16 protein-coding genes and 1 pseudogene are annotated in these 21414 nt (G+C 39.9%); 12 read left to right on the forward strand and 5 right to left on the reverse strand.

Translation table 11 applies throughout. From position 1 onward, the window contains the following. Positions 1 to 9 precede the first annotated feature (9 nt). Positions 10 to 1194 carry a pyridoxal phosphate-dependent aminotransferase gene (locus MWU82_RS11810; protein WP_215946299.1) on the forward strand — a complete coding sequence of 395 codons (1185 nt, stop codon included), beginning with the start codon at positions 10 to 12 and terminating at the stop codon, positions 1192 to 1194. Positions 1195 to 1266: 72 nt separating this feature from the next. Here the strand turns inward: MWU82_RS11810 and MWU82_RS11815 are convergent, their stop codons facing one another. Both MWU82_RS11815 and trkA read right to left on the reverse strand, forming a co-directional pair. Then, positions 1267 to 2757: a potassium transporter TrkG gene (locus tag MWU82_RS11815; RefSeq protein ID WP_247096548.1), complete on the reverse strand. Its 1491-nt coding sequence runs from the start codon at positions 2755 to 2757 to the stop codon at positions 1267 to 1269. Position 2758: 1 nt separating this feature from the next. Further along, positions 2759 to 4108, reverse strand: coding sequence for a Trk system potassium transporter TrkA (gene trkA, locus MWU82_RS11820; RefSeq protein WP_215946297.1), 1350 nt, complete (start codon positions 4106 to 4108; stop codon positions 2759 to 2761). Between the two features lie 351 nt (positions 4109 to 4459). Between trkA and ubiE the strand changes: the two genes are divergently transcribed. Next, the gene (gene ubiE / locus MWU82_RS11825) at positions 4460 to 5188 is read left to right on the forward strand and encodes a bifunctional demethylmenaquinone methyltransferase/2-methoxy-6-polyprenyl-1,4-benzoquinol methylase UbiE (protein ID WP_215946296.1); all 729 of its coding nucleotides are present in this window, start codon (positions 4460 to 4462) and stop codon (positions 5186 to 5188) included. Positions 5189 to 5191: 3 nt separating this feature from the next. Continuing rightward, on the forward strand, positions 5192 to 5887 hold the full coding sequence (locus MWU82_RS11830; RefSeq protein WP_215946295.1) for a porin family protein: 696 nt from the start codon (positions 5192 to 5194) through the stop codon (positions 5885 to 5887). 4 nt (positions 5888 to 5891) lie between these two features. Here the strand turns inward: MWU82_RS11830 and MWU82_RS11835 are convergent, their stop codons facing one another. Continuing rightward, a complete protein-coding gene (locus MWU82_RS11835; protein ID WP_247096527.1) occupies positions 5892 to 6614 on the reverse strand; it encodes an RNA methyltransferase in 723 nt (240 codons plus the stop codon). A gap of 75 nt (positions 6615 to 6689) precedes the next feature. On the opposite strand from MWU82_RS11835, the gene MWU82_RS11840 reads away from it, so the two are divergent. From MWU82_RS11840 to accD, 3 genes are read left to right on the forward strand one after another with little or no spacing between them, the layout of a single operon-like run. Continuing rightward, a complete protein-coding gene (locus MWU82_RS11840) occupies positions 6690 to 9233 on the forward strand; it encodes a BamA/TamA family outer membrane protein (RefSeq protein ID WP_348646986.1) in 2544 nt (847 codons plus the stop codon). 59 nt (positions 9234 to 9292) lie between these two features. Then, a complete protein-coding gene (gene fbaA / locus MWU82_RS11845) occupies positions 9293 to 10360 on the forward strand; it encodes a class II fructose-bisphosphate aldolase (protein WP_215946292.1) in 1068 nt (355 codons plus the stop codon). Between the two features lie 24 nt (positions 10361 to 10384). After that, entirely contained in the window at positions 10385 to 11251 is an 867-nt protein-coding gene (accD, locus tag MWU82_RS11850) for an acetyl-CoA carboxylase, carboxyltransferase subunit beta (protein WP_215946291.1), read from the forward strand. Between the two features lie 148 nt (positions 11252 to 11399). Here the strand turns inward: accD and MWU82_RS11855 are convergent, their stop codons facing one another. Further along, positions 11400 to 12164, reverse strand: coding sequence for a hypothetical protein (locus MWU82_RS11855; protein ID WP_215946290.1), 765 nt, complete (start codon positions 12162 to 12164; stop codon positions 11400 to 11402). Between the two features lie 179 nt (positions 12165 to 12343). Between MWU82_RS11855 and MWU82_RS11860 the strand changes: the two are divergent. Continuing rightward, positions 12344 to 12529: pseudogene (locus MWU82_RS11860) on the forward strand (acetyl-CoA carboxylase carboxyl transferase subunit beta); the annotation flags it as partial. 48 nt (positions 12530 to 12577) lie between these two features. On the opposite strand, the gene MWU82_RS11865 reads toward MWU82_RS11860, so the two are convergent. Next, entirely contained in the window at positions 12578 to 13438 is an 861-nt protein-coding gene (locus tag MWU82_RS11865) for a hypothetical protein (protein ID WP_247096529.1), read from the reverse strand. A gap of 249 nt (positions 13439 to 13687) precedes the next feature. Here MWU82_RS11865 and rpsO point away from each other — a divergent pair, with 249 nt between their 5' ends. The 5 genes from rpsO to MWU82_RS11890 all read left to right on the forward strand — a co-directional run bounded on the left by rpsO (position 13688) and on the right by MWU82_RS11890 (position 21306). Beyond that, positions 13688 to 13957, forward strand: coding sequence for a 30S ribosomal protein S15 (gene rpsO, locus MWU82_RS11870; protein ID WP_215946288.1), 270 nt, complete (start codon positions 13688 to 13690; stop codon positions 13955 to 13957). 227 nt (positions 13958 to 14184) lie between these two features. Beyond that, on the forward strand, positions 14185 to 16404 hold the full coding sequence (locus MWU82_RS11875) for a polyribonucleotide nucleotidyltransferase (protein ID WP_215946287.1): 2220 nt from the start codon (positions 14185 to 14187) through the stop codon (positions 16402 to 16404). A gap of 186 nt (positions 16405 to 16590) precedes the next feature. After that, positions 16591 to 17454: a sigma-70 family RNA polymerase sigma factor gene (locus tag MWU82_RS11880; RefSeq protein WP_031442671.1), complete on the forward strand. Its 864-nt coding sequence runs from the start codon at positions 16591 to 16593 to the stop codon at positions 17452 to 17454. Positions 17455 to 17799: 345 nt separating this feature from the next. Beyond that, a complete protein-coding gene (locus MWU82_RS11885; protein ID WP_247096530.1) occupies positions 17800 to 20001 on the forward strand; it encodes a radical SAM protein in 2202 nt (733 codons plus the stop codon). Between the two features lie 69 nt (positions 20002 to 20070). Then, positions 20071 to 21306 (forward strand): DEAD/DEAH box helicase, encoded by a 1236-nt coding sequence (locus MWU82_RS11890; RefSeq protein ID WP_215946285.1) that lies wholly within the window; start codon positions 20071 to 20073, stop codon positions 21304 to 21306. The last annotated feature ends 108 nt before the right edge of the window (positions 21307 to 21414 follow it).

Below are 21414 nucleotides of genomic sequence, written 5' to 3' on the forward strand. Positions count from 1 at the left end.
AACAGAAAAATGAAGAACCATTTATCCGATAGGATCAATTCCATGTCCACCTCGGCCACATTGGCTATGGCCGCTAAAGCCAGAGAATTAAAAAATGAAGGTAAAGATATCATAGGCTTAAGTCTAGGAGAACCTGACTTTAACATCCCTGATTTTATCAAGGAAGCCGCCAAAGAGGCCATAGACCAAAATTATAGTAGCTATTCTCCTGTGGATGGTTATGCCGATTTAAAGCAGGCCATTGCCAATAAATTTAAAAGGGACAATGGACTTACTTATGGCCTTAACCAGATTGTAGTCTCTACTGGAGCAAAACAATCTTTGGCCAATATAGCGATGGTAATGCTCAATGACGGCGATGAAGTTATTCTTCCAGCTCCTTATTGGGTAAGCTATAGCGATATTGTGAAATTGGCCCAGGGTGTGCCCGTAGAAGTACCCACGAGCATTGACACCGATTTTAAGATGACACCGGAACAATTGGAGAAGGCCATTACCCCTAAGACCAAAATGATGTGGTTCAGCTCCCCTTGTAATCCAAGTGGATCTGTTTACAACAAGGAAGAATTGGAAGGTTTGGCCAAAGTATTGAGAAAACATCCCAATATTTTTGTGGTATCCGATGAAATTTATGAGCATATCAATTTCAGGGGAGGTCATGTTAGTATTGCCAACATTGAAGGCATGTACGACCGCACCATTACGGTAAACGGTGTCTCCAAGGCATTTGCAATGACCGGATGGCGTATAGGATACATAGGAGGTCCGGATTGGATTGCCAAGGCTTGTACCAAATTCCAGGGCCAGATTACCAGTGGTGCAAATTCCATTGCCCAGCGCGCTACCATAGCCGCACTAGATGCACCTATATCCTCCATTAAATTTATGATAGACGAATTCCACAAAAGACGTGATCTTGTATTGGAACTATTGGGAGAAATAAAAGGATTTAACCTTAATGTCCCTGAGGGAGCATTTTATGTATTTCCGGATATTTCCAGCTTTTTTGGAAAAACAATTAACGGGACATTGATCAATAATGCTTCCGATTTTGCCCTATACCTATTGGAAAAGGCAAATGTAGCAACCGTAACCGGTGAAGCCTTTGGAAACGCTAATTGCATACGTATCTCTTACGCTGCTTCCGAAAAGGAACTAAGGGAAGCAATAGCTAGAATAAAGGCTGTTTTATAATACAGACTTTAGACACATAAAAAAAATGGACGTCCTAACCGACGTCCATTTTTTTATTATTTTTTTTGTATCCTAAGTACGTTTCCAAAAATAAGGCGAAAGCAGGATCAATACCGTAAACAGCTCCAACCTACCCAAAAGCATTAGAAATCCACACCACCATTTCCCCAAAGCCGGAAGGCTGTTAAAATTGACCAAAGGATTTAATGTCCCCAAGGCCGGACCTACATTACCCAGCGAGGATGCTGCCCCTCCTACAGCACTTTCAAAGTCCAATCCCAGTGCACCAAGTACCAAGGATCCAATAATAAAAAGCAACATATAGAGTACAAAGAATGCAATTATATTATACACGATATTTTCGGGTACGGTCTTATTGTTATACCTAACAGGAATAATAGCATTGGTATGTAGTGTACGCTTAAACTCCAGCAGACCATTCTTAATAATAAGCAAGTGCCTCATCACCTTGATACCTCCTGCCGTTGAACCGGCAGAGCCCCCAAGGAAAAACAGTCCAAAAAAGAATATGGTCAAAAAAGGCGTCCACGAAGTAAAATCGGCGGTAACAAAGCCGGTAGTCGTAATTACCGAGACCACTTGAAACAAGGTATGCCTAAATGCGCTTTCCCACTCCCCCAATACCATGGGATGAAAATCGGACACCGGTACATTGGCCTGAAAATAAACTACCAAACTGGCCACTATGGTAAAGCAAAAAATAAAGATGGAATAGAATTTAAATTCCTCATCCATAATCACTTTTTGCACTTTGCCTTTAAAGGCATAATAGCTTAATACAAAATTGCTACCGGCCAAAAACATAAACAAAATAACAATGTATTGTATCATGGGCTGATCGTTCCAATAGGCCATACTGGCATTTTTGGTAGAAAATCCCCCAGTGGAAAGGGTTGCCAAAGAATGGTTTACTGCATCAAAAAAGGACATTCCCGCCAATTTCAACAATAGGGTCTCGGCCACAGTATAACTAAAGTAAATCAACCAAAGTCGCTTGGCCGTATCCGTAATCCTAGGATGTAATTTGTCCCCACTTGGCCCAGGAGCCTCCGCGGCAAACAATTGCATTCCCCCTATACCCAATAGTGGCAAAATAGCAATAGCAAGAACTATAATCCCCATTCCCCCGATCCAATGCGTTAAACTCCTCCACAATAAGATCCCTTCCGGTAAAGCCTCTATATCGTCCACAACCGAGGCACCGGTAGTAGTATATCCGGATATGGTTTCAAAAAAGGCATTGGTAACGTCCGGAATGGACCCGGAAAAAAGATAGGGCAACATCCCCGATGCGGACATGACCAACCAACCAAAAGTAACAATGATGTATCCTTCCTTTCGTTTAACCTCTTTTTTGTGATTTCGCGTATAGAACATGGCCAAAACACCTACAAGCATTGTAACCACGGCCGCAAGGGTAATATCCAAAGTAGCCCCATCGTCATAAACTCCACTTACCACTGCAGCTAAAATCATAAAAAAACCATTACAAAGTAATAGCAATCCCATGAGGTGAAAGATAATTTTCGAATTTAGGCCCATACTATAGGAATAGCTTTTCAATTTTTGGAATGGCACTTGGTAAACAACATACCACTACCCTATCTCCCTCAGTAATTCTAAATCCTCCTAAGGCAATAATCCCTTGATTGTCCCGGATTACCCCTCCAATGGTAGCTTCCCTAGGAAATTCCAGCTCCCTAATTATTTGCCCGTTTACTTGGGATGTTGGCTTAACAATGAATTCCAAAATCTCTGCATTTAAATTATTCAGCCGGGTCATCGCTACTATTTCGCCTTTCCGGATATGCCTAAAAATATTATTCGCAGCCAACAGTTTTTTGTTGAGCAGGGTATCTATACCTATGGAATGGGATAATTGAAAATAATCCATGTTCTCCACTAGGGCAATTGTCTTTTTAACATTCTTGGATTTAGCCACCAAGCAAGACATTATATTCGTTTCAGAATTTCCGGTAACAGCTACGAAAGCATCCATGGCCTCCAAATTTTCCTCCTCCAACAGCTCTACATTTCTGCCATCGCCATTTATGATAAGGGCATTGGGCAGTTCATCTGCCAAGTCAAAGGCCTTTTCCTTATTTTTCTCTATAAGCTTTACATTAAACCTATTTCTGCAAAGATCCCTTGCGGTTTTGAATCCCACCTTACTACCGCCAAGTATCATAACGTTTTTGATTTCCTTTTTCTCCTTACCGGTGAGTTTGTATAGTTCATCCAACCCCGCTTTGGAAGTTATAAAGTACACTTGATCATTTTCCTTAAAAACAGTATCACCCCTTGGCACAATAGTGTATTGGGTACCCATCCTTTGAATGGCGATGGGCATAAAATGTAGCTCAGAAAATATCTTTGCAGCTTCCTTTACGGTCTTACCTACAAAAGGTGCGGTACCTGGCAAGGACACGCCTACCATTATCAAAAGACCCTCCTCAAATTCGTAAGTATTGTTAAATGCGGATTGATTCAATAAAAGTTGTATTTCAGTAGCGGCCAAAGCCTCTGGGGAAATAAGCTCATCGATACCCAAGTCCGGAAATCTAATGGCTTCCTTATTATGTATAAACTCAGCGTTGGAAATACGGGCTATTGTTCGTTTACAACCCAATTGTTTTGCCAACATACACAAGGTTATATTTGTGGTCTCCGAAGACGTTACTCCAATGACCAGGTCGGATTTCTCCACTTGCGCATCCTTTAGAATGGCGATGGAAGTAGCATCTCCCCTAAGCACCCTAATATCCAAATGACTGTCTGCATAAGATAAACTATCCTTATTGGTATCTATCAGAGTAATATCCTGCGATTCATAGGACAGTAATTTAGCCAAATGAAAACCTACTTCACCAGCCCCTGCAATAATAATTTTCATCTGTTATATAAATTGTTTTTCATGGACCGAGGTACACAATACTTAATGGTTAATTCCCTGTTGTTATAGTTTTGCGCCTTAAGTCACCTAAATTTAATTATAAACCAAATCTATTTCCTTTGTATAACTCCTTTTCGAATTCCGAATTAAATCCATTTTTCCCATATAGGAAAGAAGCTTGATAAAGCATATTTCAATTAAAATCTGAATGTAAGCGCGACAAAATTACATAATTAAATTGGGTTGTATTCTAAAATATGCCGGTTAAACAAATAGAGGTCAGCTCTTATTGTAAAAATTAGAAGTATAACTTTAGGTCTATATAGTATCTTTACCAAAAATTTAATGATTATGGATAAAAAGGTGACCCCTTATAAAGATTCAACGCTAGGCAAAAAGGAACAGGTTACAAAAATGTTCGATACTATTTCCGGAAATTACGATGGACTTAATAGGGTTATATCTTTTGGAATAGATATTAAATGGAGAAAGCGCGTAGTATCCATAGTCTCCGAAAAGAATCCTACAAAAATTTTGGACATAGCTACTGGAACGGGCGACTTGGCCATTAATATGACCAAAACAGGAGCCAAAGAAATTATTGGTTTGGATATCTCCCCCGGAATGTTGGAAGTAGGAAAAAGAAAAATTTTGGAAAAACATCTGGGAGACACCATAAAGATGATTGTTGGTGACAGTGAAAATCTGCCCTTCGAAGCCAATTCCTTTGATGCCATTACCGTTGCCTTTGGTGTCCGCAATTTTGAAAATCTTGAAAAAGGCCTCGCGGAAATATATAGGGTCTTAAAGCCCGGAGGCTCATTTGTAGTTCTGGAAACGTCCATTCCCACAAAAACACCCTATAAACAAGGTTATAAATTCTATACCAAATTTATCCTACCGGCCATTGGAAAGTTATTTTCCAAAGACCGTAGTGCCTATGCCTATTTATCCGAATCTGCAGCTGCTTTTCCGCACGGACAACAGTTCAACAATATTTTGGCCAAAATTGGGTTTATAGGTATAGACAATAGACCCCAAACATTTGGGGTTGCCTCCATATACGTAGCTACAAAGTAAAATATGAAAAATATTTTTGTTCTTTTAATTGTTTTTTGTGCACTAGGCAACACGTCCAATGCCCAGTTCAATGAAAAACCCGTAATGAACCTTGAAAATGAGGACAAGCCATTACTAAATTGGGGATATTTTCTAGGCTTCAATCAATATGATTTTAAATTTGAATACAAAGACGATCTACCCGATATTTTGGTGGACAAATCCTTTGGATTTAATGTAGGGCTCATTGGGGAACTACGTCTCAACAAATTTTTGGATCTTCGATTTGAACCAGGATTACATTACAACCAGAGAAATTTAGGTTTTCCAGGATTTGATAATGAAAGGGATGCCATTAGGGAGGTAAAGTCGACCTATATTAATTTTCCATTGCTCCTAAAGGTCAGTACCAAAAGACTGGGGAACTGGAAACCATTTCTTGTTGGCGGGGCATCTACCTCGTTAAACTTGGGCAGTAATGAACAAAGTTTGGACGACAACAGCAGTGCTACTTTCCGGATGAAAAAGACCACATATTACTACGAAATGGGTTTTGGGATCGATTTTTATTTGGAATATTTCAAGTTTACTCCCTCCATCCGAGGAGTTTTTGCCATTAATGATGAATTGGTACGTGACAATGACCCCAATAGCCCTTGGACTGGCAATATTGAGGCCATGATGACTAGGGGGCTGTTTATTAATTTCACCTTTGAGTAGAAAATTACCCTCTTCTAATTTCGTTTAACAGAATAGCAGTAGCGGTTGCCACATTTAAACTCTCGGTAGTCTTGGGGCCAAATTGTGGAATGCTAATTTTTTTACCAATTAAGGCTTCAATGGCTTCGGACACCCCATTGGCCTCATTCCCCATAACCAATATTCCCTTTTTGGGAAATTTCTCCTGATAAACCTCAGTACCATCCATAAATGCCCCGTATACCGGAACCTCGGAATTACTAAGAATTCTTTGCAAATCCCCATACACAATATTAACCCTGCTTATGGATCCCATAGTAGCCTGTAGGACTTTAGGATTATAACTATCCACGGAATTGGAGGAACATAGTAGGGTCTTGACCCCAAACCAATCACAAAGACGGATAATAGTACCCAAATTTCCGGGATCCCGAACATCATCCAAAGCAATGACCCAGTCAGAAAAATCCAATGGTCCCGGTACGGGAAAATGAAATACGCCCAAGACCTTATTTGGAGTGGACAATCCGCTCATTTTTTTCAATTCCCCATCACTTATCACCTCAACAAAATCCCCCTCAAGCTCCAACACTGTGCTGTCCGTAACATATACTTTATAGACCTTCAAGGAAGAATTAAGTAGTTCCCGAACTGTCTTTATCCCCTCCACCACAAACAACTTGTTTTGCGTTCGGTACTTTTTTTGCTGTAAATTTTTTATAAATTTTATTTGGCTTTTAACAACCATACAAATAATGTATTTTTGACTTCTATGAGGACACGGCCGTGTATGAATTTAAACATTACGAAAATAGGATTATTATTGCTAGTAATTGCAATTACCTCATGCAATGCAATAAAAAGAGTTGGTGATGACGAGCTCCTGCTGACCAAAAACCTCATTTATGCCGATAGTATCAAAGTTACCAATGAAGATATACACAGCCTTATTTTTCAAAAACCCAACAGCACCCTATTGGGATACCCCCTAAGGCTAAATCTTTACAACCTGGCCAAGAAAAATCCAGATTCTTCCTTTCAGGCATGGTTGTACAAAAAAGATAAAAGGGAACAGCGTCTTATCAATATTCTATCCAAAAAACAAGTGGAAAGATTGGGTGAGTCTTTTTTGGTCAAAGGGGCCAGCGTATGGTTAAAAAATATTGGGGAACCTCCAACGATCATAGACACCACTAGAGCAAGAAGGTCATTGCAAAGATTGAATGCCTATTATAAAAGCAAGGGATATTTTAACAACTCCACTACTTATGAAGTAGATACCAGCGCCAGAAAACAACGGGGCATCATGAACTACAAGTTAGACCTGGGCGCCCCTTATCTAATAGACTCGGTATCCACGAATATTTCTTCCGCCGCTTTGGACTCCATCAATAAGATCAACAAGAGCAATTCTTTTATAAAATCAGGGCAGCGAATAGACCTGGACAATTTTAATAGCGAAAGGGAACGATTGACCAATCTTTTTAGAAACACGGGAATCCACAACTTTCAAGAGAGTTCCATTTCCTACGATTTAATTGGCGATACTACCAAACTGGGTAACAATCAAAAGTTGGATATCCTTTTAAATATCGAAGATTTAAAAACCAGGACAGACAATGCCCTTACCACTTCGGAATACAAGGTACATACCTTTAAGAAGATCAATATTTACACCAATTACACCTTCAATAATGGCTTGGACAGCCTAAAAAAGGTAGACTATAGAGATTTCACGATCTATTACCAGGGAAAATTGCGTTACAAGCCAAAAACGCTTACGGATGCCGTTTTCCTAAAAAAGGACAGTATCTACAGGGAAATTAACCGAATTAGAACGTATAGACAGATTACCAACCTTAACACTTTTAAATATCCCAATATTGAATTCGTAGCGGATAGTACGGCTTCAGAATTAACTGCCAATATTTATCTGTCCCCCCGTCCTAAATATTCCCTGGGTACCGATTTTGACGTAACCCACTCCAACATTCAATTTTTGGGTATAGGGTTTAGCCCGTCCCTACAAGCTAGGAATTTATTCAAAGGCGCAGAAAACCTGAGCATTTCAGGAAGGATAAGCATAGGGGCCTCCAGTGATCCGGATATAGCGGACAACCGCTTTTTCAATATTTTGGAAACCGGAGGGGATATCAACCTTAACTTACCCAGAATTTGGTTCCCCTTCGTTAAAACATCTCGGATTATACCCAACTATATGCTTCCCAAAACCAAATTATCGATTGGGACAAGTTTTCAACAGAATATTGGTCTGGACAAACAAACCTTAAATACTGTATTTGGTTATAATTGGTCCCCATCAGATTTTAAAAAGAATACGGCCGAGTTACTAAATGTGCAATTTGTCCGCAACGTAAACCCCGATCGATTTTTTGCCGTATACGAGAGTACCTATGAAAGTTTGGATGAAATTGCCGACAATTACGAAACCGAACCTGCCCTGGCCGATTATTTTGAGACAATAGATAACAGTACCGATCTCCAGTTGATTATTCCGGAAGGTACCACTGGCTTTACCAATGCCATTCTGAATGGTGAGGTATCTTCCAGCGAAACAGATTATGAGGATGTTAGCAGTATTGAGGAAAGAAGAATAAGGCTTACCGAAAACAATTTAATTTTTGCAAGTAATTACACCTTTACCAAAAACAATAAAAGCAGTACGGCCGATAACGATTTTTATCAATTTAGACTCAAATTGGAAAGCTCCGGAAACCTATTGTCGGGAATTTCCAAAATAATTCCGTTCTACACCAGTGAAGACGACAAACTCCTGGTTTTCAACGTACCCTTTTCCCAATATATAAAAACGGAATTCGACTACATAAAACATTGGAGCACTTCAAGGACCAATGTACTGGCGTTTAGGGGATTCTTTGGTATTGCAATACCCTATGGAAATTCGGACAACATACCCTTCGTAAGAAGTTATTTTGCCGGTGGATCTAACGACAACCGTGCCTGGTTGCCTTATTCCCTAGGACCAGGAAGGACCGATAATATAAACGACTTTAACGAAGCTAATTTAAAAATCGCCTTTAATCTGGAATATAGGTTCCCTATAGTAGGCGATATAAAAGGGGCTCTTTTTGCCGATGCCGGTAACATCTGGAATGCCTTGGACAACGTTACCGATGAGAAGGCGACCTTTGAAAATTTTGGCTCCTTGGCAGATATCGCTTTGGGAACAGGCCTTGGAATCCGTTACGATTTTACTTATTTTGTATTCAGATTGGATATGGGTCTTAAAACCTATAATCCTGCTGAAGAATCTTCAAAAAGATGGTTTAGGGACTACAATTTGTCCAACGCAGTATTCAACATAGGTATAAATTATCCTTTTTAGAGCTGATTATTTTATTACTTTTGTCCCATCTTTTTAATTAACTACACTAAAACAAGAATATGGCACACAATATTAAACCAGGAGTTGCAACCGGAGATGAAGTACAGAAAATTTTCAATTATGCCAAGGAAAAAGGATTTGCCCTACCTGCTGTTAATGTTATAGGATCGAACACTATAAACGGAGTTTTGGAAACTGCTGCCAGTTTAAATGCCCCCGTAATTATACAGTTCTCGAATGGAGGCGCACAGTTCAACGCAGGAAAAGGTTTATCAAATGACGGCCAACAAGCCGCCATTTTGGGTGCCGTGGCAGGAGCAAAACACGTTCATCAATTGGCCGAGGCCTATGGCGCAACGGTTATATTGCACACAGACCACTGTGCCAAAAAACTATTACCTTGGATAGATGGTTTGTTGGATGCAAGTGAAAAACATTTTAAGGAAACGGGAAAACCGTTATACAGCTCACATATGATAGACTTATCAGAGGAGCCGATAGAAGAGAATATTGAGATTTGCAAAAAATATCTTGCCAGAATGAGCAAGATGGGAATGACCTTGGAAATAGAATTGGGAATTACAGGAGGTGAAGAAGATGGTGTGGACAACTCCGATGTGGACGATTCCAAGTTATATACACAACCTGAAGAGGTTGCCTACGCCTACGAAGAACTATCCAAAGTAAGCCCTAAATTTACCATAGCGGCCGCCTTTGGAAATGTACACGGTGTCTACAAGCCAGGAAACGTAAAATTAACCCCAAAAATCCTTAAAAATTCACAGGAATTTATCACTAAGAAATACGGTGTGGAACACAACCATATCGATTTCGTATTCCATGGTGGATCGGGATCGACGGTTGAGGAAATACGTGAGGCTATAGGCTATGGTGTTATTAAAATGAATATTGATACCGATTTACAATATGCCTTCCTAGAAGGGATCAGGGACTATATTCAAGGCAAAAAAGATTATTTACAATCACAGATTGGTAATCCAAACGGGGCCGATGAGCCAAACAAAAAGCATTACGACCCACGTGTTTGGTTAAGAGAAGGAGAAAAAACGTTTGTTACTCGTCTTAAAAAGGCTTTTGAAGACCTTAATAACGTTAATACCCTATAATCCCCCAACCCAAAAAGAAAGCTTATGTCGTCTTGGTTTAAAAGAAAGGAAAAAGGAATACAAACTGCCACGGACCAGAAAAAGGATACCCCTAGGGGCCTTTGGTACAAATCCCCTACGGGAAAAATTGTTGAATCTGATGAGTTGGCAAAGAATTTTTATGTTAGCCCAGAGGATGATTATCACGTACGAATAGGTAGTAAGGAATATTTCGAAATACTTTTCGACAATAACAAGTTTACCGAGTTGGATGCCAAACTTACTTCCAAGGATCCATTGAAATTTGAGGATACCAAGAAGTATGCGGATCGTTTAAAGGCGGCCGAAGCAAAAACAGGCCTTAAGGATGCCGTTAGAACAGGAGTGGGCAAATCACTTGGAAAGGATGTAGTTATTTGCTGTATGGACTTCAGCTTTATTGGTGGTTCTATGGGCAGTGTGGTAGGAGAAAAAATAGCGAGAGGTATCGATTATTCCATCAAAAAGAAAATCCCCTTTGTAATGATTTCCAAATCTGGAGGTGCACGTATGATGGAAGCAGCATTGTCACTTATGCAATTGGCCAAAACATCGGCCAAGTTGGCACAACTTGCGGATGCGGGCATTCCTTATATTTCCTTGTGCACGGATCCAACCACTGGAGGAACAACAGCTTCCTATGCCATGCTAGGGGATATAAATATTTCCGAACCAGGAGCCTTGATCGGTTTTGCCGGTCCCCGTGTGGTTAAAGAGGCAACCGGTAAAGAATTGCCGGAAGGGTTTCAGACTGCCGAATTCCTGCAAGAACATGGATTTTTAGATTTTATCGTACATAGAAGGGATCTTAAGAAGAAAATTAATCTTTATATAGATCTAATAGAAAACAATCCTGTAAGAACAGCCAATTAATTTTGTTTATATAGGAATGATTTTTTGATCGCTATTTGTAATAAATCGTTACGAATAGCGATTTTTTGTATAAAGCAAACTACCTAGAGATGTTGTGATGGTTCGAAATACAATGTTTTCGCGGTCTTCTTGTGATTGGATGCTTTGTCTAATTATTGTCTTGCTGCTGCTCCCTACTAATTTTAAAAATACCAACTATATCTTTTGATTTAGCATTTGATTTTTTTTGATACTCATAAACTTTTAAGTCTTGGAAATTCTTTGTCGCTAAGATTAAATCCTTTTTTGAAAGCCTAAATTCTTTTTTAAGTCCATAAGCGTAATCAAATGATTTTCTTTTTAAAAACTCAAAACCGATAGAATCCCGTGAAATATAATTTACCATATAGTCCACATTGTATGGCGAAGAATAATAGGAAGGTTCGTATTTAACAAAGTGGCCATTCATATCAGTTACCCTATCAACATTCAAAGTCTTAAAAGTATACAAATCATTTATTTGCGGGTCTCGCACTAATTCTTCCTTTAAATCAATACGATTATTTTTAGCGATGTTCTTTTTTGATCCTGCTACAATTTCATTTACACTTCCGTATATGGCATAAATCAATAGAAACAATATAGGAATTGCTAATAGCAATAATCCAGAATAACTCCAAATAGGAGTTTTTTGTTTAATCAATTTCAAATCGATTGCAGAGCGCATTTTTGGGGTGGTATCAGTAATTTGCTTACCTGTTACGCTATCATTTATTGTCCAAAATTTATCGATTGGATATATAGGAATATACCAAAAGTGGAAAATTCTTTGGTAAATTATAAATGTCATATTAGGCGACTCCCGTAATCCAATTTCATTCGAAGAATAGGACTTAATCTTAAAAGAATATGTTCCAAATCTTATAATGCGCATATGACAAAATATTTTAAATATAACGATATACTTATCTCTTCTAGTATTTCTTAGCCCTCAAAATAAATTTGCCCGTGATTTACATATCAAATTATAGGTTCATATACTACAAGTAAACGACCTCGGGGCAGGCCTGTCTACCTACAAAGGCAGGCTCGAGAGGCATTGAAAGAAACCCTATTTTAGATTTCGCGGGCACACGTGTAGTTAAAGAGGCAACCGGTAAAGAATTGCCGGAAGGGTTTCAAACCGCGGAATTCCTAAAGGAACATGGATTTTTGGACTTTGTAGTACATCGCAGGGATCTTAAGAAGAAAATTAATCTTTATATAAATCTAATAGAAAACAACCCTGTTAAAGTGTAAAATTTAAAGGCCCTGATCATTTTCAGGGCCTTTTATATTTAAGCATTCCTACCTATTAAATCTTCTTAGCAAAATTTCTTTGGTATCTCCATTCGGAAAAGTCAACATCCCCTTGGCATCACAAGTACCATCGCCAAAATCAAGGCTCACGGTAGTATCGTTTTTAGCAACCTCCAAAACCCCGCTAACTATAAATCGGCAGGACAATTCCCTGCGCAGGGAGCTTATCGTTTCCCTGGAATAAACATCACCGGCCTTATTGGTATAGGTACCCTTACCTGAAATAAGAAAAACATTATCGGCCCAAAATCCGGAACCATAACCCTCTACCCATTCCCGGGTCCTATTTCCTGCAAAACTGGCAACACTTCCATCCGGCCATACCCCGTTATAGCTGGCTACGGCATCGGATTGGGGATTACCATCATCATTGGAACGTTGGCGCACCAAGGTTGCTCCACCAGTTACAGCCACCTCATTAAAGGTAAAATCCTCCAAGGAAAGGCTAATAGTCTTGGTAGCTGCATCCATATCCTTGGCATAACTTAAATGGATAATTCCACTTAATAGATTACCATTGGGCAGCTCGCAACCCTCTCCAAAATCTACGCTAGTTTCTTTGGTATCATTGGTAACCACTGTTGTTATAGTGACACATTCTGGCAAATAATTGGATAGAAAGAACGCTTTTGAGGTAGCCCTGATCTCTTCGGTGGCATATACATCCTCACCTATGTTGGCAATTTCCTCCGAAATTAAATCGGCCTCATCGCTGGCGACAAGTTCAGCAACTTCAAAGGTGTTATCTTCTTCCACACCGGTGGACTCTTCATTGTTACAGGAACCCATTACCAATAAGACCATTAGCAACCATCCTGTTAAATTCGATTTTTTGAGACTTTTTTTCATCTGTTTTGATTTAAATGTTTACAATAAGAAAAATTTCAATTCAATCGCTGGCCAGCACTCTAATCCGTTACCGCCAGTTTGGCAATAACATTTCTTTAACGTTTTATAATAGGACGCCATATTCTTAAAAAAGTTTAATCCCCCTTTTAAAAAATATTGGGATTGCATAAGGTTTCTAAAAAAAAGTTTATCTTTGCGCCCTGATTGAAAATCAATCATGTACATAAAAATCATTAAAATAATATTGGAATGTATTTAACTAAAGAAGTAAAGGCCGAGATTTTTAAGAAACACGGCGGGGAAGAAAAAAACACAGGTTCTGCTGAAGGGCAGATTGCCTTGTTTACCCACAGAATCAACCACTTGACCGAGCATTTGAAAAAGAACCGTAAGGATTTTAACACGGAGCGCTCATTGGTAAAGTTGGTAGGTAAGAGAAGATCTCTTCTAGATTATTTAATTAAGAAGGATATCACTAGATATCGTGCCATAATTAAAGAATTAGGAATCAGAAAATAATTTACCAAAAGGGGAAAGTGTTACTTTCCCCTTTTTTACAATATCAATATTATTGTTTTCAATACTATTGTAAAGCCCCGAAGGCTTTCCTTTGGGCACAAACAAAAAGCTTGCACATAGTTTTTCATTGGTCAACAACACACAACTACAACACAACAACACGTCTATAACAGACGAAAGACCATTGTTTAACAAACCTGTAACGAGACAGGTTTTAATTCGTATTTATGATACCAAAAGTATTTAGAGAGGTCATTGACCTTGGAGACGGTAGGGAAATTTCTATCGAAACCGGAAAATTGGCAAAACAGGCCCATGGTTCTGTTGTTGTACAGTCTGGAAAATGTATGTTGTTATGTACAGTAGTTTCCAATTACAAACAAAGTGATGTGGATTTCCTTCCACTAACGGTAGATTACCGTGAAAAATTTGCGGCTTCCGGCCGTTACCCAGGAGGTTTCTTCAAAAGGGAAGCAAGACCAAGTGATGGTGAAGTATTGACTATGAGATTGGTGGATCGCGTTTTACGTCCACTTTTCCCAAAGGATTACCACGCTGAAACGCAAGTGATGATTCAATTAATGTCCCATGATGAGGATGTTATGCCAGATGCTATGGCAGGATTGGCCGCTTCCGCTGCCATTCAACTATCAGATTTTCCATTTGAATGTGCCATTTCAGAGGTACGTGTTGGTCGTATTGATGGTGAATTCATAATCAACCCGACCAGGGCCCAATTATTGGTTTCAGATATTGATATGGTCATTGGAGCTTCAGCAGATTCTGTAATGATGGTTGAAGGTGAAATGAAAGAAATCTCTGAGGAGGAAATGGTAGAAGCCATTAAATTTGCCCATGATGCCATTAAGGTACAATGTGCTGCCCAACTTAAGTTGGCAGAAGCATTTGGCAGAAAAGAAGTTCGTGAATACGAGCCAGAAAGGGAAGATGAGGCTTTGGCCAAGAAAATCCACGACATGGCTTATGACAAGGTATATGCCATTGCAAAAGCCGGTTCAGCAAAGCACGAAAGAAGTGCAGCATTCGACGCCATAAAAGAAGAGATCAAAGCTACTTTTTCTGAAGAAGAATTGGCAGACTTCGGGGATTTGGTTTCCAGATACTACTACAAAGCTGAAAAAGCTGCGGTTAGGGACCTTACCTTGAACGACGGACTTCGTTTGGACGGTAGAAAAACAGATGAAATTAGACCAATCTGGTGTGAAGTTGACTATTTACCTTCAACACACGGTTCCGCAATTTTTACACGTGGAGAAACTCAGGCTTTGGCTACGGTTACTTTGGGAACTTCAAGAGAAGCCAACCAAATAGACATGCCATCGTTTGAAGGAGAGGAAACTTTCTATCTTCATTATAACTTCCCTCCTTTCTCAACTGGAGAAGCCAGACCAATTAGAGGTACTTCCCGTAGAGAGGTAGGACATGGTAACTTGGCCCAACGTGCCCTAAAAGGAATGGTCCCTGCGGATTGTCCTTATACTGTGCGTGTGGTATCCGAAGTATTGGAATCCAACGGTTCGTCTTCTATGGCTACGGTATGTGCCGGAACTATGGCATTGATGGATGCCGGGGTACAATTAAAGAAACCTGTATCCGGTATTGCTATGGGATTGATTTCCGATAGTGAATCAGGAAAATACGCTGTATTATCCGATATACTTGGCGATGAGGATCATCTTGGGGATATGGACTTTAAAGTTACCGGAACTGCAGACGGAATTACCGCTTGCCAAATGGACATTAAAGTAAAGGGGTTATCCTATGAAATTTTGGTCAATGCCTTAAAACAGGCTGGAGCTGGACGTTTGCACATACTTGGCAAATTAGTAGATACTATTGCTTCACCTAATGCAGATGTTAAACCACATGCTCCTAAAATGGTCACCAGAGTTATTCCTGGCGAATTCATTGGAGCATTGATAGGACCTGGAGGAAAAGTAATCCAAGAATTACAAAAAACTTCCAAAACAACCATCGTTATCAATGAAGATCCGGTTACTGAAGAAGGTATTGTTGAAATATTAGGTACCTCACAAGAAGGTATCGATATGGTTCTTGCCAAAATCGATTCCTTATTGTTTAAACCAGTGGTAGGTAGCGCATACGAAGTAAAGGTCATCAAAATGTTGGATTTTGGTGCCGTTGTGGAATATTTGGACGCTCCTGGTAACGAGGTATTGCTTCACGTATCCGAATTGGCCTGGGAAAGAACCGAAAATGTTTCCGATGTGGTAAATATGGGAGATGTTTTTGACGTTAAATACTTTGGTGTAGACCCAAGGACAAGAAAAGAAAAAGTTTCACGTAAGGCTTTATTGCCAAAACCTGAAGGCTTTAAGGAAAGACCACCACGAGAAGATCGCGGTAGAAATGACAGAGGCAACGATAGAAATAGAGATAGGGATCGTAAGCCAAGAAGGGACTAGTTTTTAAATAAAAGTCACATTACCAAAGCCACGTTTTACCTTTTTTTAAGGAGAACGTGGCTTTTTTCATGCATTTTATCTAAAAAAGCAAAATAAAACGGACCAATTGTAACATTTCCAACTTTTGTACGTATAACCTAATGCAGCTTATGCTTAATGCACATAATTTAGAAAGATAAAATTTCGATGAGACAGCTTAAAATTACAAAACAGGTTACCAATAGAGAAACTGCTTCTTTGGATAAATACTTACAAGAAATTGGTAAGGTTGATTTAATTACAGCAGATGAAGAAGTAGAATTGGCACAACGGATCAAGGCAGGTGATCAACGTGCACTTGAGAAATTGACCAAGGCCAATTTACGATTCGTGGTTTCCGTTGCAAAGCAATACCAAAATCAAGGTTTAACCCTTCCGGATTTGATCAACGAAGGCAACCTTGGCTTGATTAAAGCTGCACAACGTTTTGATGAAACACGTGGTTTTAAATTCATATCCTATGCGGTATGGTGGATTCGCCAGTCTATATTACAGGCGTTGGCCGAACAATCGCGTATTGTAAGACTACCTTTGAACAAAATTGGGTCTATCAATAAGATAAATAAGACCTTTGCCTTCTTGGAGCAAGCCCATGAAAGACAACCTTCTGCGGAAGAGATTGCCAAGGAATTGGACATGACCGTCGAGGATGTTAAACAATCACTTAAAAATTCCGGTCGTCATGTATCCATGGATGCTCCCTTAATAGACGGTGAAGATTCCAACCTTTACGATGTATTGCGTAGTGGTGAATCACCAAATCCGGACAGGGAATTGTTGCACGAATCACTTAGAACCGAAATAGAAAGAGCTTTGGAAACCTTGACACCAAGGGAAGCAGATGTAATTCGTTTGTATTTTGGCTTGGCAGGGCAACATTCTATGACCTTGGAGGAAATTGGGGAAACTTTTGACCTTACCAGGGAAAGGGTTCGTCAAATAAAGGAGAAGGCAATTAGAAGGTTAAAACACACCTCAAGGAGCAAAATCCTAAAAACATATCTTGGTTAATCCAAACAATTAAAATTTTTGCGCAATCGCCCATCCTCATTGGAAAGCTAGAGTAAAAATTGTAAATTGTGTACAGTAACAACAGTTATCATGACTGTTCGTTTTTTGATTGATGAATAAACTCCGGCTGATTACCGGAGTTTTTTTGTTTTTATACCTTAGCAAAAATCTCTAAAAGTCCTGTAATTATTACCTTTTTAATAATAACCAAGAACATCTGTCACACTATTTGTTACACTTTATTGAGTCAAGAAACTTGACTCTTGCCAATTGCAATCCCTGCGAATTTAACAAGCCTATTACTGGAAACACCACTATCTTTGTAACACTGTACATAATTACCCTATGGCGAAAGATCTCCTTTTAATAACCCCTCCCTTTACCCAACTGAACACCCCTTATCCGGCAACGGCCTATTTAAAGGGTTTTTTGAACACTAAGGACATAAGTGCTTTTCAAATGGATTTGGGTATTGAGGTTATATTAAAAATTTTCTCCAAAGACGGACTTCGGAATATTTTTGATTATGCCAAGGCAAACAATTCCATAATCTCGGACAACTGCCATAGAATAAACGCTTTACAAGCAGATTATTTAAAGACCATAGATGCTGTTATTTCCTTTTTACAGGGACATAATGCCACCTTTGCCAGACAAATATGTACTAATAACTTCTTGCCACAAGCAGCGAGATTTGATCAATTGGACGATTTGGAATGGGCCTTTGGCAGTATGGGACATCAAGATAGGGCAAAACACTTGGCCACCTTATATCTGGAAGACCTGTCCGATTTTATTGTAGAATGTGTTGATGAAAATTTTGGTTTTAGTCGTTACGCAGAGCGATTGGGGAGAAGTGCCAATTCCTTTAATGAACTCTACCTGCATTTGCAAAGTGACATTACCTATATAGACCAATTGACACTGGCCATATTGGCCGAGAGGATAAGTTCGGTCGAGCCCAAATTGGTATGTTTTTCCGTTCCTTTCCCTGGCAATTTGTACAGTGCGTTTAGATGTGCCCAATTTATAAAGCAAAACCATCCAAAAATCCAAGTATCCATGGGTGGGGGATTTCCGAATACGGAACTCAGGTCTCTTACAGATACAAGGGTTTTTGAATTCTTTGATTATATCACTCTGGATGACGGGGAACTGCCCTTGGAACTGTTGACGGCCCATTGCCTATTGCCCCGATCCGATGATAGCAAAGCCCTTCTAAAAAGAACCTTTTTAATAAAGGACGAAGCAGTATTTTACAATAATCTCTCTCCCAGAACAGATTACAAGCAAAGCGAGGTGGGCACCCCTGATTATTCCGATCTATTATTGGACAAGTACATCTCGGTCATAGAAATCGCCAACCCCATGCACAGTCTTTGGAGCGATGGCCGTTGGAACAAACTTACCATGGCACATGGTTGCTATTGGGGCAAATGCACCTTTTGCGATATCTCCCTGGACTATATAAAAATCTATGAACCTATTGCCGCCAAACTGTTGGTAGACCGGATGGAAGAGCTCATTGCACAAACCGGGGAAACAGGTTTTCATTTCGTGGACGAAGCCGCACCCCCAGCATTAATGAGGGCCTTAGCACTGGAAATCATAAAACGAAATTTAACCGTTAGCTGGTGGACCAATATTAGGTTCGAAAAGAGCTTTGCCCAGGATCTCTGCAAATTATTAAAGGCTTCGGGCTGTATTGCCGTTTCCGGAGGGCTGGAAGTGGCCTCCGACCGATTGTTGGCGTTGATCCAAAAGGGTGTTACCGTAGAGCAGGTAGCCAGAGTTAACCGTAATTTTACAGAAGCGGGTATTATGGTGCATTGTTATCTCATGTACGGTTACCCTACCCAAACGGTCCAAGAGACCGTAGATAGTTTGGAAATGGTGCGGCAAATGTTTCAATTGGGGATACTACAATCCGGATTCTGGCATCAATTTGCCCTTACCGCCCATAGTCCGGTGGGTCTCAATCCCAAAGATTACCACATTATACCGGACTATCAGCCGATAACTTTTGCCAACAACGACATCCAGTTCACGGATACTACTGGTATAGATCACGAACGCTTTAGTTTCGGATTAAAAAAATCACTCTTTAACTTTATGCACGGCATTTGTTTAGACCACCCCTTGCAGGAGTGGTTCGATTTTAAAATTCCGAAAACCTCTATTGCCCCCAATTTCATTGAAAACGCCCTTACAGAAGTGCCTGTCCTAAACACCAGACCCAATGCCAAAATAGTATGGCTGGGTAGTATGCCCATCGTGGAAACAATTACAAAATCCAAAAAAGGGCATAGCTGGAAATTGCTGAAAATGACGTTTCATGACCAATCGAGTTCCATATCCATAACTGTGGACAACGAACAAGGGGAATGGCTCAAGGAAACCTTGGCCAACATGTTGGGTACAAATGACAAATTACACACTTTTGGTCAGCTTAAAACCGACTTTGAATCGCAATTTGAAAATTTTGAGCTGTTTTGGTATTCCAAGCCTTTACAGACTTTAAGGACCCATGGTCTTTTAACCTTGTAGACCTTCCCTACACATGCCTTGCCATTTTACCTTACCTTTGCACACATCACTACCTAAATGGGTATCCATATGAATTTTAAAGAATTAAAGCTAAATAAACATCTCTTGAGGGCAGTCGCAGAAAAAAACTATGACGATCCAACTGCCATTCAGGAAATTGCCATTCCCTTGGTATTACAAAGGAATGATGTTATTGCCTCCGCTGAAACAGGAACGGGAAAAACTGCCGCTTTTGCCCTACCCATATTACAGCTATTATTTGATAAGCAGGAAACTTCGGAAAAAGGCAAAAAAATTAAGGCATTGATTATAAGTCCCACCCGTGAATTGGCATCGCAGATTCACGAGAGTTTTTTGGATTACAGCAAATACACGCATTTGACCTCAACTGTTGTTTATGGTGGAACAAAGATAGAACCGCAAATAGCTGCCTTAAGAAAGGGAGTGGATATCTTGGTAGCAACGCCAGGTAGGTTATTGGACCTTCACAAACAGGATATGGTCAATTTGGACTATGTGGAAACATTGGTCCTGGACGAGGCAGATCTAATGTTGGATATGGGATTTATAGATGACGTTAAAAAAATAGAGCGTCTATGCCCAAATGAAAAACAAACCCTCCTATTTTCGGCCACTATGCCTTTTAAAGTGGTGCAATTGGCCGATACCATTTTAAAAGATCCCAAGAAAGTAGCCGTTACCCCAACATCTTCGGCAGCGGCCACTGTACATCAGTTATTGTATTACACGCCAAAGCCCAATAAAATAGAACTCTGCCTTTACCTGCTTAGAAACACCATAAAGGGCAATATCCTAATTTTTAGACGTACAAAATACGGGGTGGACAAATTGGAAAAAACACTCCGCAACAACAACTTTAAGGTAGATAGCCTACACGGAGACAAGTCGCAGGACGAGCGCCAAGCAGCACTGGGGAAATTCAAGCAGGGAGTAACGAACATCCTTGTGGCCACGGATGTTGCCGCCCGTGGATTGGATATAGACGAGCTGGACGCCGTTATCAACTTTGACCTGCCCAATATACCGGAAACCTATGTACACCGTATAGGAAGAACTGGAAGAGCGGGAAACACGGGAACATCCTATGCCTTTTGTTCTGCCGATGAAAAGGGATATTTGTCCACTATTCAAAAACTGATGCAAAAACACATCCAAGTTGTTGAGGACCATCCGTACCCCTTGGATCCCAAGGCCAAACCTCAAGTACATAAAAAGCAAGGCAGCAAACATAAAAAAGGCAGAAAGTCCGTAGCCTCCAAAAAGAAAAAGAAACGCTGGTATTAATACCCATTAAAGCTTAAAATTTAAGGTGCCCCCATAATTTATTAACGCTTGGCCCCATTCCCTTAAACCATATCAATTCACTACCTTTGTAGAAATAATTTCAATAAA

It is taken from the genome of Arenibacter sp. S6351L (genome assembly GCF_023016025.1).
GTDB classification, from domain to species: Bacteria; Bacteroidota; Bacteroidia; order Flavobacteriales; family Flavobacteriaceae; genus Arenibacter; species Arenibacter algicola_B.

Bases quoted from the DNA above. Each gene is read 5' to 3' on its own strand.
- MWU82_RS11810 (WP_215946299.1), top strand. From the start codon at position 10: ATGAAGAACCATTTATCCGATAGGATCAATTCCATGTCCACCTCGGCC.
- MWU82_RS11815 (WP_247096548.1), bottom strand. From the start codon at position 2,757: ATGGGCCTAAATTCGAAAATTATCTTTCACCTCATGGGATTGCTATTA.
- trkA (WP_215946297.1), bottom strand. From the start codon at position 4,108: ATGAAAATTATTATTGCAGGGGCTGGTGAAGTAGGTTTTCATTTGGCT.
- ubiE (WP_215946296.1), top strand. From the start codon at position 4,460: ATGGATAAAAAGGTGACCCCTTATAAAGATTCAACGCTAGGCAAAAAG.
- MWU82_RS11830 (WP_215946295.1), top strand. From the start codon at position 5,192: ATGAAAAATATTTTTGTTCTTTTAATTGTTTTTTGTGCACTAGGCAAC.
- MWU82_RS11835 (WP_247096527.1), bottom strand. From the start codon at position 6,614: ATGGTTGTTAAAAGCCAAATAAAATTTATAAAAAATTTACAGCAAAAA.
- fbaA (WP_215946292.1), top strand. From the start codon at position 9,293: ATGGCACACAATATTAAACCAGGAGTTGCAACCGGAGATGAAGTACAG.
- accD (WP_215946291.1), top strand. From the start codon at position 10,385: ATGTCGTCTTGGTTTAAAAGAAAGGAAAAAGGAATACAAACTGCCACG.
- MWU82_RS11855 (WP_215946290.1), bottom strand. From the start codon at position 12,164: ATGCGCATTATAAGATTTGGAACATATTCTTTTAAGATTAAGTCCTAT.
- MWU82_RS11865 (WP_247096529.1), bottom strand. From the start codon at position 13,438: ATGAAAAAAAGTCTCAAAAAATCGAATTTAACAGGATGGTTGCTAATG.
- rpsO (WP_215946288.1), top strand. From the start codon at position 13,688: ATGTATTTAACTAAAGAAGTAAAGGCCGAGATTTTTAAGAAACACGGC.
- MWU82_RS11875 (WP_215946287.1), top strand. From the start codon at position 14,185: ATGATACCAAAAGTATTTAGAGAGGTCATTGACCTTGGAGACGGTAGG.
- MWU82_RS11880 (WP_031442671.1), top strand. From the start codon at position 16,591: ATGAGACAGCTTAAAATTACAAAACAGGTTACCAATAGAGAAACTGCT.
- MWU82_RS11885 (WP_247096530.1), top strand. From the start codon at position 17,800: ATGGCGAAAGATCTCCTTTTAATAACCCCTCCCTTTACCCAACTGAAC.
- MWU82_RS11890 (WP_215946285.1), top strand. From the start codon at position 20,071: ATGAATTTTAAAGAATTAAAGCTAAATAAACATCTCTTGAGGGCAGTC.